Origin of the sequence: Streptomyces sp. NPDC094032 (assembly GCF_040303965.1) — a bacterium.
Lineage (GTDB): Bacteria > Actinomycetota > Actinomycetes > Streptomycetales > Streptomycetaceae > Streptomyces.
In genome coordinates this window covers 1-13,207 of record NZ_JBEOUE010000036.1, presented here as the reverse complement: position 1 = coordinate 13,207, position 13,207 = coordinate 1, and the positions used below count along the sequence as shown (strand labels likewise).

Below are 13,207 nucleotides of genomic sequence, written 5' to 3'. Positions count from 1 at the left end.
GCAATAGCGCAAGGGGCTCTTGCACAAAGATGCTACCCGAGGAAGGACCGAGGTGTCGGATACCGACCAGCTGCTGGTCATCATCGACCCGGTCGCCCGCCGAATGGACGGCGAGTCCGTGCGCATCGCGAAGGATGTGCTGTCCGCCGGCGCGGAAACGAAGATCTGCCTGCCGGACGGTCCCGAGGAGTTCGCCCGGGCCCTGTCCCGGCACGGCTCCCGGCGCCCCGTCGTCCTCGGCGACGACCGCGCGCTGCTCCGCGCGGCGACCCTGCTCCACCGGGAGCGCGACCCCTCCGGGGCGCCCCTGGCACTCGTCCCGATCGGCGCTCCCGACCGCCTCCAGGTCGCCCGCGCGCTCGGCGTGCCGCCGGGCACGGTGGCGGCCGCCCGGGTGGTCCTGGACGGCGTGGCGCGCCGCCTGGACCTGCTCGTGGACGACAGCGGCGGGGTCGTCCTGCACCGCCTGGACGTCCCGGCCTCCCGCGTCCCGGCCGCCGCCCCGCCCACCGTCTGGGACACCTGCCGCTCGCTGGTCCGCACCCTGGTCCGCCCGGCGCCCGCGCCGGTCCTGGAGCGCGCCCACCGGCTGCGGGTGGAGGCGGACGGGGTGCTGCTCAGCGACGTGGACACGCCGCTCGCGGGCCTGACCGTGCGCGCCCTGGGCGGCTCGGCCGCCCTGACCCTCGCCCCGGCCGGCGCCCCGGCCGTGCACGCCACCGCCCAGACCCTGACGGTCACCGGCGCCGACTTCCGCTACCGCGCCGACGCCCTGGTCTCGGGGCCGGTGCGGCGGCGGGAGTGGACGGTCCGGGCGGGGGCCTGGGGGCTGACGCTTCCCCGGGAGCCCGGCGCGGTCTAGCCTCCCCGTGGGGTACGTGATCACAGGCGGAACGGGGGGTTCGTGGTGGAGTGCGCGCTGGACCGGGCGGAGACCCGGCAGGGGCTCGGGCGCTACCGGCGGCAGGCGGAGCGGGGCACCTGGGCGGGGGCGGCCCTCGTGGTCACCGCGCTCACCCTCCTCCTGCTCCCGATCGGGGCCTCCTGGGCGACGGACGCGGCCGCGGGCCTCGGCGTCGCCGGGCTGCTCCTGCTCGGCGTCGCGCTCAGCGCGTTGCGGAACGCCGGGCGGATGCGGCGAGCGCTGGCAGCCGGACCGTGGTCGGCCCACCCGGCCGTGGCGGTGGTCCGTGGCGGCATGGTGCCCCCGTCGATCGTCCTGGGCGACCCGGACGGCGGGCAGGCGTGGCCGCTCACCCTGGCGGCGACGAAGCACCGGTACGAGCGCGTGCTGCCGGGCCCGGACGGCGTCCTGTGGTGGTGCGGCGACCCGGACCGAGGCGGCGTGATCGCGCCGCCCGGCGGCGGGGAGCCGATCTGGACGCGGCCGGTGCGGGGCCACCACACCAGGAACCGGACCATCGGGCTCGCGGCGGCCACGGGCCTGTTCGACCGCCCGGCGGCGGCCCCGGTCACCGGCACCGGCACCGGCACCACCGCCCCCGAGCCGTATCCGCCGACGTACGCCGTCCTCGCCGCGGCCGCCCGGCGACAGGCCCTGCCCACCGGGCGCCCGCGCCGCGAGGCGGACGTGCGGAGGGTGGCGTGGTGGCGGGTGGGCACGCTGCGGCACGTGTCGGGGCTGACGCGCCTGCTGCTGTCGCCGGTGCTCGTGGTGACCGGGCTGCTGATGCTGGGCCGGGCGGACGACTACCCGGCGGTCGTGGAGTACGCCGTCGTGGCGTTCGGCATCGGCGTCGTACTGCACTCGGGCCGGCGCTTCTTCGGCTCCGGCCTGCCCGAGGCCCGGCGGCTCGCCCGGGCGGCGCGGGCGCCCCAGGCCGTGCCGAAGCGGTACGCGCTGCTCTTCGACCCGCTCGGCGGCGGCCCGGTCCTGGTCCTCTTCCCGTACGGCGACGGGGCGCGGGACCTGCCGGAGGCGGTGGTCCCGCTGTACCCGCCGGGCACCCTGGCGAAGCCGCGCCGGGGGCTTCCCGAGGAGCCGTGCGGTCCGGTGGAGCTGCGGGGCGTGACGGCGGCGGACGGCACCCAGGTCGTCGTGCCCTGGATCGGGGGGCGGCCGGTCTGGCCCTCGGGGCCGTACGAGGAGCTGGCGGCGGGCGATCCGTCGGCGCGGGAGTACCTGGCGCGGCTCGCACCGCCTCAGAGCGCGTCGGGGGTCCCCGCTCCCTGAGCCTCCTTGTGCTGCCGCCAGCGGTCCATCAGGCCGAGCGTCTCCTTCTGGAGGAAGTCGAAGAACTCGGCGGTCTCGGCCGTCCGGGCGCCCGCCGCGGTGTCCGGCCCGAGGGCTTCCACACCGTCCCTGAGGACCTTCTCCCAGCGGATGAGGACCTGGTCGCGGCGGGTGAAGGTCTCGTACCAGAGCTCGTTGTGCAGGACGTAGCGGTCGCGGCGGGTGCCGGGGTCGCGCTCGCGGCTGACCATGCTGACCTGCGAGAGGTAGCGGATCGCGCCCGAGACGGCGGCCGGGGAGATCTGGAGCCGTTCGGCGAGCTCGGCCGAGGTCATCGAGGCCGTCTCGGAGGCGAGCAGCGCCGCGAAGACGCGGGAGGCCATGCGCTGCATGCCGGCCTCCGTGAGTTCGGCCGCGAAGCGCTCGACGAAGCGGGAGACCGCCTCTTCGTTGGTCGTCGTCATGCCTTCCACTATGTCACCAACTTTCTACGCTTCCTTAACTTCACAAGTTTGTGAAAGTCGCGTACGTTCTGAAGCATGACGAAGGCAATCACGGTCGCCGGGCTCCACAAGGCGTTCGGCCGCACCCACGCACTGGACGGCCTCGACCTCGACGTCACGTCCGGCGAGGTCCACGGCTTCCTCGGCCCCAACGGCGCCGGCAAGTCCACGACCATCCGGGTCCTGCTCGGCCTGCTCCGCGCCGACTCCGGCGCCGTGCGGCTGCTCGGCGGCGACCCCTGGGCCGACGCCGTCGCGCTGCACCGCCGGATCGCCTACGTCCCCGGCGACGTCACCCTCTGGCGCAACCTCTCCGGCGGCGAGGTCATCGACCTGTACGGACGCCTGCGCGGCGGCCTCGACACCGCACGCCGGGCCGAGCTCGTCGAGCGCTTCGAACTCGACCCGACCAAGAAGGGCCGCACCTACTCCAAGGGCAACCGGCAGAAGGTCGCCCTGGTCGCCGCCTTCGCCTCCGACGCGGAGCTGTTCGTCCTCGACGAGCCCACCAGCGGACTCGACCCGCTGATGGAGGAGGTCTTCAAGGAGTGCGTCGGCGAGGCCCGCGAGCGCGGCGCGACCGTGCTGCTGTCCAGCCACATCCTCAGCGAGGTCGAGACCCTCTGCGACCGGGTCAGCATCATCCGCAAGGGCCGCACCGTCGAGTCCGGCTCCCTCGCCGAACTGCGCCACCTCACCCGCACCAGCGTCGTCGCCGAACTCGCCGGACCCCCCAACGGGCTCGCCCACCTGCCCGGCGTGCACGACCTGGACGTACGGGGCACCAAGGTCCGGCTCCAGGTCGACACCGACAAGCTGGACGCGGTGCTCCGCTCGCTCACCACCACCGGGGTCCGCACCCTCACCAGCACCCCGCCCACCCTGGAGGAGCTCTTCCTCCGCCACTACGAGGAAGCCGAGGCGACGGCCCGATGAGTACGGTCGCTCCCACCGGAACTCTCACCGGTACTCTCTCCGGCACTCTCACCGGAACCGGGGCGCTCACCCGGCTCGCCCTGCGCCGCGACCGGCTGATGCTGCCGGTCTGGGCCCTGGTCACCGGCGGCCTGGTCGCCAGCGGCGCGGGCTCCCTCGAAGGCCTCTACGGCACCGCCGCCCAGCGCGCCGAGCTCGCCGCCTCCATGAACGCCAACAGCTCGATGCGCTCCCTGTACGGGCCGGTCCTCGACGACTCGCTCGGCGGGCTCGTCGCCTGGCGGTTCGGCACCTTCGCCGCCGTGCTCGCCGCCGTGATGAGCCTGCTCATCGTCGTACGGCACACCCGCGAGGAGGAGGAGACGGGCCGTCAGGAGCCGCTGTCCGCCGGAGCCGTGGGCCGCCGGGCCCCGCTGACCGCCGCCCTGCTCACCGCGCTCGCCGCCAACGCGGCCGTCGCCCTGATCATCACCGCCGGGCTCGCCGGACAGGGCGCCGCCGGGGCCCTCGCGCTCGGCCTCGCGATCGGCGGGACCGGCATGGTCTTCGCGACCCTCACCGCGATCGTCGCCCAGCTCACCGAGAGCGCCCGGCTCGCCAAGGGCCTGACGGCCGCCCTCCTCGGCCTCGCCTTCGTGCTGCGCGCGGCGGGCGACGCGGGCTCGGCCGACGGGGAGTCGGTCCTCACCTGGCTCTCCCCCGTCGGCTGGGCCCAGCACGTCCGCGCCTTCGCGGGCGAACGCTGGTGGGTGCTGCTCCTGACCGCCGCGGCCATCGGCGTCCAGACGGCCCTCGCGTACGCGCTGACCGCCCGCCGCGACCTCGGCATGAGCTTCCTGCCCACCCGTCCCGGCCCGGCCACCGGGCGGCTCGCGACGGCGGGCGCCCTCGCCTGGCGGCTCCAGCGCGGCACGCTGCTCGGCTGGTCCCTCGGCTTCCTGCTCGGCGGTCTGGTCTTCGGCGGCATGGCCGAGGGCGCGGCCGACCTGGTCGGCGACAACGAGCGGGCCCGCGAGATCTTCGAGCGGATGGGCGGACAGGGCGCCCTCACCGACGCCTTCCTCGCCACCATGACCGGCCTGTTCGGCATGGTCGCCGCCCTGTTCGCGGTCGGCTCGGTGCTGCGGCTGCACGGCGAGGAGACCTCGCAGCGCGCCGAACCGCTGCTCGTCGCCCCCGTCGGACGGCTGCGCTGGGCGGCCGGGCACCTGGTGGTCGCCTTCGCGGGATCGACCCTGGTCATGCTCCTGAGCGGACTCGGCCTCGCCCTCTCGTACGGCCACGACGTCGGCCCGCTCCTGGGCGCCGCGCTCGCCCAGCTCCCCGCCGTCTGGACCCTGGCCGGCCTCACGGTGCTGCTGTGGGGCGCCTTCCCGAAGGCCGCCGTCGCCGCCTGGGGCGTGGCCGGGGTGTCCCTGGCCCTCGGCTGGATCGGCCCGGCGCTCGACCTGCCGAGCGCCTTCCTGGACCTCTCCCCCTTCGCCCACCTGCCGAAGCTGCCCGGCCAGGAGCTCGCCTGGACCCCGCTGCTCGCCCTCACGGCGCTCGCGGCGGCCCTGGTGGCGGGCGGCCTGGCGGGACTGCGCCGCCGGGACATGACGACCTGAGCGGGACCTCAGACCTCCACCAGCAACTCCTCGAAGCCCCGGATGACATATCCCGGCTTCCACACCGGGTCCGCGGCCAGCCGCAGGCCCGGTGCCCTGCGCAGCAGCTCGCCGAAGACGGCGGTCAGCTCCAGGCGGGCGAGCGGGGCGCCCAGGCAGTAGTGGATGCCGGCGCCGAAGGTGAGGTGCGGGTTGTCGGCGCGGGTGAGGTCGAGCCGGTCGGCGGTGGGGCCGAAGCGGGCCGGGTCGCGGTTGGCGGAGCCGAAGAGCAGGGCGACCTCGGAGCCACGGGGGATGACCTGGCCGCCGAGCTCGATGTCGTCGAGGACCCAGCGCTCGAACATCTGGAGCGGGGTGTCGTAGCGCAGAAGTTCGTCCACAGCTGTGGACAACTTTTCGGGATCGGGGCGCACGCCGTGCGAGAGCAGCGTCCACCAGCCGTTGACCGTGGTGTTCACGGTGGCCTCGTGACCGGCGTTGAGCAGCAGCACGCAAGTGGAGATCATCTCCTGCTCGGTCAGCTCCGCCACCCCCACCAGCGCCGAGATCAGATCGTCCCCCGGCTCCTTGCGCCGCCGGCCGATCAGCTCCCGCAGATAGCCGGAGAACTCGATCGAGGCGCTGACCGCGCGCCGGGCCGTGTCCTCCGAGGGGTTCAGCTCGAACATGCCGCAGATGTCCGCGGACCAGGGCCGCAGCATCGCCCGCTCCTCGTCACCCTCGGGGATGCCGAGCATCTCGGCGATCACCGCCACGGGCAGCGGCTCGGCGACGGCCGCGAGCAGATCACCGCCGCCGTCCGCGACCAGCGCCCCCACCAGCTCGCCGGCCAGCCGCCGTACCGTCGGCTCCAGGTCCGCCACCGTCCGGGGCGTGAACGCCTTGGAGACCAGCCGCCGGATCCGGGTGTGGTCGGCGCCCTCCAGGTCGAGCAGCCCGTGGTCGTTGAGCGTGTGGAAGGGCTCGTGGGCCTCGTCCGGGGCGGCGCGCCCGAACTCCTCGTGGCTGAAGCGATGGGTGTACGTACGCCCCAGGCGGCGGTCCCGCAGCAGCGCCGACACGTCCGCGTAGTGCGGGATCAGCCACTGGCGGGTCGGCGCGTACCAGTGGGCACGGCCGGTCGCGCGCAGCTCCGCGTACGCGGGGTACGGATCGGCTACGAACTCCGGGGACCAGGGGTCGAAGGCAGTTTTGGCATCGGCAGCGTCCATGACCGGACGCTACCCCCGTTCCGCCCCTCAGCCGCCGACCTGGACCAGCCGCGCCTCGTACGCGAAGACCGCCGCCTGCGTCCGGTCGCGCAGCCCCAGCTTCACCAGGATCCGGCTGACATGCGTCTTGATGGTGGACTCGGCCACGACAAGATGATCCGCGATCTCCACATTCGACAGCCCCTGCGCGATCAGCACCAACACCTCCGTCTCCCGCTCCGTCAGCTCGCCGACCTGCGCCATGGCGGGCGGCCGAGGCGAAACGGCCGAGCGGGCGAACTCGGTGATCAGGCGCTTGGTGACGGTCGGCGCGAGCAGCGCCTCGCCGGCCGCGACGACCCGGACGCCGTCGGCGAGCTGCCGAGCCGAGGCGTCCTTGAGCAGGAAGCCGGAGGCGCCCGCGCGCAGCGCCTGGTACACGTACTCGTCGAGGTCGAAGGTGGTGAGGACGAGCACCTTCGCGTCGGCGTCGGCGGCGACGATCTCGCGGGTGGCGTCGATGCCGTTCAGCTCCGGCATACGGATGTCCATCAGGACCACGTCCGGACGGAGCGCGGCGACCTGGGCGACGGCCTCGCGCCCGTTGACGGCCTCGCCGACGACCTCGATGTCCGGCATGGCGCCGAGCAGCACGGAGAAACCCTCGCGGACCATCATCTGGTCGTCGACGATCAGGACCCGGATCGTCATTCGACGACCTCCTCACGGGGGACGGGGATGTACGCGGTCACGGCGTAACCGCCCTCGTCGGTCGGCTCGGCCGTCATCTCGCCGTTCAGCATGGCGACCCGCTCCCGCATCCCGGTGATGCCGTGCCCGGCCCCCGGCGAGGGCTTCACCAGACCCCGCGCGGGCCCGTTGACGATCCGCAGCCCAAGCCCGCCGAGCACATGGCTGACCTCCACCGCGGCACCGGCGCCGGGCGCGTGCCGCAGCACGTTCGACAGGGCCTCCTGCACGATCCGGTACGCGGAGAGCTCGACGCCCTGCGGCAGCTCCCGCACGGCACCCGTGACCGTGAGCGTCACGTCGAGACCGGCCTCGCGGACGTTGCCGACCAGACCGTCGAGGTCGGCGAGGGTGGGCTGCGGGGCGTCCGGCGCCTCGTAGTCCTCCGCGCGGACCACCCCGAGGACACGGCGCAGCTCGGTCAGGGCGGCCACCGCGTTCTCGCGGATGGTCACGAAGGCCTGCTCCAGCTCCGGCGGCGGATTCTCGACCCGGTACGGGGCGGCCTCGGCCTGGATCGCGACGACCGACATGTGGTGGGCGACGACGTCGTGCAGCTCGCGGGCGATGGTGGTGCGCTCCTCCAGAAGGGTGCGCTTCGAACGCTCCACGGCCGTCACCGACTGCTGGGCGGTCACCTCGCGGGCGGCCTCGCGGCGGATCTGGCGGACGCTGACGACGAGCAGGATCAGCGCGGAGAAGAACAGCAGCTGGGGGGCGTCGTTGGTGCGCCCGATCCCGAGGAGGAAGCTGGTGACGAAGGCGTACCCGGCGGTGATCAGCCACATCCAGCCGGCCGTACGCGGGCGGGTGCGCAGGGCCACGACGGTGAGGACGACGAGGTGGGCGCCGAGCGAGTTCGGCTCCCACGGCCACATGCCCGAGGCGCCCATGTACGCGATGAACGGGGTCGAGCCGAGCGACACCCAGAACGCCGACACCGGCCGTACGAGGGTGAGCAGCACCGTCGCGGCGGGGAAGCCCGCGTAGAACAGCCCGGTCAGGCCCCGGTACCCGGTGTCGCCGGTCACGAAGCCGATGCCGAACACGATCGCGGCGAGGCCGACGACCAGGGCGTGCGGGATCAGGCCCGCGTGGACCCGTATCCGCGCCGGGAGGAAGCGGGTCAGACCGCGCTCCACGTCCATGCGGGGCAGCGGCCGGTAGGCGTTCGGATTGTCGAGGAGGTCCTCCCGCAGACCGCCGAGCGCCTTCATGGTCAGGCGGAGCTCGGGGCTGCGGCTCGTTTCGGGGGTCTGGGTCGTCGAAGTCACCCGACCACCGTACGGGTGGCCGGTGACGGGGTCGTCCCGCTGGATACGGATCCTCGGAGGTCCGCCTTGAGGACTACGGAACACCTACCAGGCGAGCTGGGCGATCTCCTCCGCGACCACCGCGCAGGCGTCCGCCGCCGGATCGATCAGCGGGAAGTGACCGGCGTCCTCCAGCAGGGTGAACCCGACCGTCTCACCGGCCTTGGCCGCGGCGTCGACATAGGCCTCGGCGACGGCGGGCGGAACGACGGTGTCCTCACGCCCCTGGACGACGGTGGTGGCGATCCCGGTAGGCAGCAGAACAGAAGGATCGGCAAACGGAAAACGCCCCTCCCCACCCATGAGTTGAGTGACAGCCCCACCACACACATCCAGCTCCACCGCCCGGGCGAAGTGCGCGATCGGGGCGAGGGCCACCACGCCGCGCAGGGCAGGCGGGGCGGACAGGCGCCAGGGGGAGCCGACGGGCAGGACATGACGGGCGGCGGCCCACAGAGCGAGATGCCCACCGGCGGAGTGCCCGGTCAGCACGATCCGCCGCGGATCAGCGGCAGGCAGCACCTCAGCCGCCAGATCCGGCAGGGCATCGAGCGCAGCCGCAACATCATCGAAGGTCTCGGGCCAGCGCCCGGCGACCGGCCCCACGGCACCCTGCCGGGGGATGTCGGCGCCCCGCCGGTACTCGACGTTGGCGACGGCGAAACCACGCCGGGCCAGGAAGTCCACGAAGGGGGTGAGGTGTTGCCGGTCGTAGGGGGCGCGCCAGGCGCCGCCGTGCAGGGCGACCACGAGCGGCGCGCTCGTCCGGCCGTCGCGCGGGGCGTAGAAGTCGACGACCTGGTCGGGATGCTCGCCGTACGCGGCGGAGGCGTCCGGGGCGACGGCCGGGTGCGAGAGGGCCGAAGCCTCTTCGGCGGCGTCGCGCGCGGCGGGGTCCGGCATGCTGCTTCCAACCTCTCGGATACGAGGCCGAATTGGCCTGACCTGCGGGGACGGTACCAGGAGTCCGACACCCGCAGATCAGGCGATCATCAGACCTATGCCGGAGGCAGGTCCCTGAGCACGTCCCCGAGCACCCGGGCAGCCCGCTCGGCGTCCGCGAAGCCGACGTACAGCGGGGTGAAACCGAACCGCAGAATGTCCGGCCGGCGCAGATCACCGACGACTCCACGCCGAATGAGCTCCGCCATGACATCGGGCGCCTGCTCGCACCGCAGCGCGACCTGACTCCCCCGCTCCCCGTGCGCCTCGGGCGTCACGGAGACGACCCGGCCCTCGGGGACGTACGCGTCGACGCACTCCAGGAAGAAGTCGGTGAGGGCAAGGGACTTGTCCCGTACGTCCTCGATCCGGACCCCGTCCCAGACGTCGAGCGCCGACTCCAGAGCCAGCGTCGACAGGATGTCGGGCGTGCCGACCCGCCCCCGGACCGCGCCGTCGGCGGCCTCGTAACCAGGCGTCATCCCGAAGGGATCGGCGTGCGAGTTCCAGCCCGGCAGCGGCGAGTCGAACCCGGCCTGGTGCCGCTCGGCGACATACAGGTACGCGGGCGAACCGGGCCCGCCGTTCAGGTACTTGTAGGTGCACCCGACGGCCAGGTCGACCCCGTGCGCGTCGAGCCCGACCGGCAGGGCGCCGGCGCTGTGGCACAGGTCCCAGACGGCCAGCGCGCCCACGGCGTGGAGCGCGGCGGTGAGCCCGGGCAGATCCCGGAGCCGCCCACTGCGGTAGTCGACGTGATTGACCAGGGCGAGCGCGGTACGCGGCCCAGCGGCGGCGACCATCTCACCAGGCTCAAGCGGCACGACCCGATGCCCGGTCATACGCGCGGCGGACGCCGCGATGTACCCGTCCGTGGGAAAGGTGGTGGCGTCGACGAGAATCTCGTCCCGCCCCTCCCCCGCAAGCCGAACACCGGCAACGACGGCCTTGAACACATTCACACTGGTCGAGTCACCGACCACGATCTGCCCAGGCCCGGCACCCACGAGCGGCGCGATCCGATCCCCGATCCGCTCGGGCGCGGTCCACCACCCGGACTCGTCCCAGGACCGAATCCGCAGCTCACCCCACTCCCGCGCAACGACATCGGCCATCCGCGCAGGAAGATGAGCGGGAAGCGCACCCAGCGAATTCCCATCCAGATAGACCCCACCATCGAGCGCGAACTTCTCCCGCCACGAGGCAAGCCCATCACCCTCATCAAGCAGGCGCGCCTTCTCCTCCAGCTCAGACATGGCTACGGGCCGTCCACAGCTCGGGGAAGACGTTCTTCTGGGCCCGCTTCTCCAGCCAGGCCACGCCGGCGGAGCCGCCGGTGCCGGTCTTCGAGCCCATGGCACGCCGGGTCGCCACGAGATGATCGTTGCGCCATCGCCACACCAGCTCGGCGACGTCGCTCAACGCCTCGCCCAGCCGCACGAGTTCGGCGTTCTGATCAGAGTCCGCGTACACCCCGGCCCAGACCTTCTCCACGCCAGGATGCGGCTCGTACCGCAGCGCGAGATCACGGTCGAGGACCTCGGCCGGAACGGCCAGGCCACGCCGGGCGAGCAGCCGCAGCACCTCGTCGTACAGGCTGGGCTCCTGGAGCGCCTTCTCCAGCTCGGCGTGGACCCGGGGCGCGCCCCGGTGCGGCACCAGCATGGACGCGGACTTCTCGCCAAGCAGGAACTCCATCCGCCGGTACATCGCGGACTGGAAGCCGGAGCCCTCGCCGAGCGCGCTGCGGTAGGCGTTGAACTGCCCGGGGGTGAGCTGGGCGAGCGGCCGCCACGACTGGTTGAGGGCCTCCAGCTCGCGCACGGAACGCTTGAGCGCGTCCCGCGCCACCCCCAGATCGTCCCGGCGCAGGGCCCGGCTGGCGGTCTCCCACTCGTGGACGATCACGGTGAACCACAGCTCCATGACCTGGGTGGTGACCAGGAAGACCATCTCGCCCGGGTCGTCGGAGCGCAGGTGCTGGAGATGGGTGAGGACGTCCGCCTGGACGTAGTCCTCGTACGGCGTGGTGCCCGCGAAGTCGAGATTCGGGTCGTCAGCGACCGAACCGGCTCCGGAGGCATCGGGAGAACCTGTGAAGGTCGACATTTCTGTCTCCTCGATACGTACTGCCGGGTAGCGGTCTGCTCGTCGCCTTCCGGCACGGGAGCCCCGGTCCCCTCAGGAGTCGTGCCTCGTCGCACGGGCTCCCATGCGCATCATGACACGATCGGCCCGGTGATGTAGATACCGTCTTCGTCATACGGAAACGCATTCGAACGACACCCGTCGAGCCCCTTGATCTGCTGCATCATGACAGGCGCCAACCGCCCCGCCCCCGGACAGCCCATGTGATGCCGGATCCCGATCTCGTGCCCGACCTCGTGGTTGATGATCAGATGCCGGTACTCGGCGGGCTCTCCCGCGAACGTGGGCGACCCAAGCACCCACCGCCGCAGATTGACCACAACACCAGCAGCAGTCTCACAGTTCAGCTCACCATGCGTATCCATCCCACTCTCTCCACACAGCCTGTCGGCGGTGTCGGGAGTGGCGATCCGAATGACGAAATCGGCTTCCCCGGAAACAAGCTGGAACCGGCCACGCCCATGCGCGGCCCACCCGCGTGGATGCGCGAGAATCCGCTGGATCTCACCGGCGGCATCCCGCGCGGAGAGATCGATCCCGTCCTCGACCTGCACCCGGTACCGCCGCAGCGCCCCGCCACTCCCCACAGGAGCCCCACTGGCCTGAGCAGTACTGAAGGTCCCGGCCCCCACCCGAGGCACACCACTCTGCCGAGGACCGGACGAAGAGGTAGCCACAGGCTCGGGCACAGGCTTGGTCACAGGCTTGGTCACAGGCGCCACGGTCGTCGCACGGGGACGGTCCGGAACAGAGGACGACTCGGGACCGGCGGACGGAAGGGGGCCGACGTCATAACGAGCGATCACGGCCCCACCCCCCAACACAACCAGGATCAACGCGAGCACCGGCAGAAGAAACCGGCCCCGCCTCTGCGGAGCGGCGCGCTTGCCCAAGACAGACTTCTCCCCCTGCGTGGGCCGGGGTGGGGAGAGGAAGGTGGGGGGCCTCGACACCGGCCGCTCGGTGGTACGCGGTCCGGAGGATGGTACCGACGCCTCGAACACCGTCGAACGGCTCGGAAACATCTGGCCGGATTTCCCCCCGCCACAAAGGACGGGGGGGGCGGCCCAGGAACTAACCCAGGGTGTCGGCCGCGGTCTGCGAGGAGTCCCGCAGGAAGGTGGAGCAGCGCTCGAACTCCTCCTTCTCACCGATGTCGCCGGCCGCACGGGCCAGGGCGTGCAGGGCGCGCAGGAAGCCCCGGTTCGGCTCGTGCTCCCACGGCACGGGCCCGTGCCCCTTCCACCCGTTGCGGCGCAGGGCGTCGAGCCCCCGGTGGTAGCCCGTACGGGCATAGGCGTACGACTCGACGACGCTGCCGCGCTCGTACGCGTCGTCGGCGAGCTGCGCCCAGGCGAGCGAGGAGGTCGGGTACTTCGCGGCGACGTCCGCCGGCGCGGTCCCGCCGGCCAGCAGCTCGCGCGGCTCCGGGTCGTCGGGCAGATGGGTGGGGGCCGGTCCCCCCAGCAGGTTCTCGTGGATGGCCATGCGCCCCAGTCTGCCAAAGGAACGCCCGGCGGAAAGCCGACGACGGCGGGGAGGGGTCCGGGGCCGGAGCGGGGGTGGGGGTGTCCGGACGTGGCGGCGCCCTGAACGAGCGAAGCGAAGTGAAGTGCGCAGATCG

Annotated in this window: 13 protein-coding genes; 4 read left to right on the top strand and 9 right to left on the bottom strand. The window is 72.7% G+C overall.

Annotation, left to right across the window (positions count from 1 at the left end):
- The first annotated feature begins 103 nt into the window (after nucleotides 1-103).
- Both ABTZ54_RS32635 and ABTZ54_RS32630 read left to right on the top strand, forming a co-directional pair.
- The gene (locus tag ABTZ54_RS32635) at nucleotides 104-862 is read left to right on the top strand and encodes a diacylglycerol kinase (RefSeq protein WP_351670520.1); all 759 of its coding nucleotides are present in this window, start codon (nucleotides 104-106) and stop codon (nucleotides 860-862) included.
- A 42-nt stretch (nucleotides 863-904) separates the two neighbouring features.
- Nucleotides 905-2,194, top strand: a complete 1,290-nt coding sequence (locus tag ABTZ54_RS32630; RefSeq protein WP_351670399.1) for a hypothetical protein — start codon at nucleotides 905-907, stop codon at nucleotides 2,192-2,194.
- Here ABTZ54_RS32630 and ABTZ54_RS32625 read toward each other — a convergent pair.
- Complete coding sequence (locus ABTZ54_RS32625) at nucleotides 2,164-2,658, bottom strand: GbsR/MarR family transcriptional regulator (RefSeq protein WP_351670396.1); 495 nt, start codon at nucleotides 2,656-2,658, stop codon at nucleotides 2,164-2,166. The two genes, ABTZ54_RS32630 and ABTZ54_RS32625, sit on opposite strands and share 31 nt — an antisense overlap.
- 75 nt (nucleotides 2,659-2,733) lie before the next feature.
- Between ABTZ54_RS32625 and ABTZ54_RS32620 the strand changes: the two genes are divergently transcribed.
- Nucleotides 2,734-3,633: an ABC transporter ATP-binding protein gene (locus ABTZ54_RS32620; RefSeq protein WP_351670393.1), complete on the top strand. Its 900-nt coding sequence runs from the start codon at nucleotides 2,734-2,736 to the stop codon at nucleotides 3,631-3,633.
- Nucleotides 3,630-5,240: an ABC transporter permease gene (locus ABTZ54_RS32615; RefSeq protein ID WP_351670390.1), complete on the top strand. Its 1,611-nt coding sequence runs from the start codon at nucleotides 3,630-3,632 to the stop codon at nucleotides 5,238-5,240. Before ABTZ54_RS32620 ends, ABTZ54_RS32615 begins: the two co-directional genes overlap by 4 nt.
- 8 nt (nucleotides 5,241-5,248) lie before the next feature.
- Here the strand turns inward: ABTZ54_RS32615 and ABTZ54_RS32610 are convergent, their stop codons facing one another.
- From ABTZ54_RS32610 to ABTZ54_RS32575, 8 genes are all read right to left on the bottom strand, one after another.
- Nucleotides 5,249-6,451, bottom strand: coding sequence for a cytochrome P450 (locus ABTZ54_RS32610; protein WP_351670387.1), 1,203 nt, complete (start codon nucleotides 6,449-6,451; stop codon nucleotides 5,249-5,251).
- A gap of 27 nt (nucleotides 6,452-6,478) precedes the next feature.
- The gene (locus tag ABTZ54_RS32605) at nucleotides 6,479-7,141 is read right to left on the bottom strand and encodes a response regulator (protein WP_351670384.1); all 663 of its coding nucleotides are present in this window, start codon (nucleotides 7,139-7,141) and stop codon (nucleotides 6,479-6,481) included.
- Nucleotides 7,138-8,397 (bottom strand): sensor histidine kinase, encoded by a 1,260-nt coding sequence (locus ABTZ54_RS32600; protein WP_351670517.1) that lies wholly within the window; start codon nucleotides 8,395-8,397, stop codon nucleotides 7,138-7,140. Before ABTZ54_RS32600 ends, ABTZ54_RS32605 begins: the two co-directional genes overlap by 4 nt.
- A gap of 141 nt (nucleotides 8,398-8,538) precedes the next feature.
- Nucleotides 8,539-9,396 (bottom strand): alpha/beta hydrolase family protein, encoded by an 858-nt coding sequence (locus ABTZ54_RS32595; RefSeq protein WP_351670381.1) that lies wholly within the window; start codon nucleotides 9,394-9,396, stop codon nucleotides 8,539-8,541.
- A 95-nt stretch (nucleotides 9,397-9,491) separates the two neighbouring features.
- On the bottom strand, nucleotides 9,492-10,691 hold the full coding sequence (kynU, locus tag ABTZ54_RS32590; protein ID WP_351670378.1) for a kynureninase: 1,200 nt from the start codon (nucleotides 10,689-10,691) through the stop codon (nucleotides 9,492-9,494).
- A complete protein-coding gene (locus tag ABTZ54_RS32585; RefSeq protein ID WP_351670375.1) occupies nucleotides 10,684-11,544 on the bottom strand; it encodes a tryptophan 2,3-dioxygenase family protein in 861 nt (286 codons plus the stop codon). The genes kynU and ABTZ54_RS32585 overlap by 8 nt, the downstream gene beginning before the upstream one ends.
- A gap of 110 nt (nucleotides 11,545-11,654) precedes the next feature.
- On the bottom strand, nucleotides 11,655-12,608 hold the full coding sequence (locus ABTZ54_RS32580) for a DUF3152 domain-containing protein (RefSeq protein WP_351670372.1): 954 nt from the start codon (nucleotides 12,606-12,608) through the stop codon (nucleotides 11,655-11,657).
- Between the two features lie 49 nt (nucleotides 12,609-12,657).
- Nucleotides 12,658-13,071: a DUF3151 domain-containing protein gene (locus ABTZ54_RS32575; RefSeq protein WP_351670369.1), complete on the bottom strand. Its 414-nt coding sequence runs from the start codon at nucleotides 13,069-13,071 to the stop codon at nucleotides 12,658-12,660.
- Between the last annotated feature and the right edge of the window lie 136 nt (nucleotides 13,072-13,207).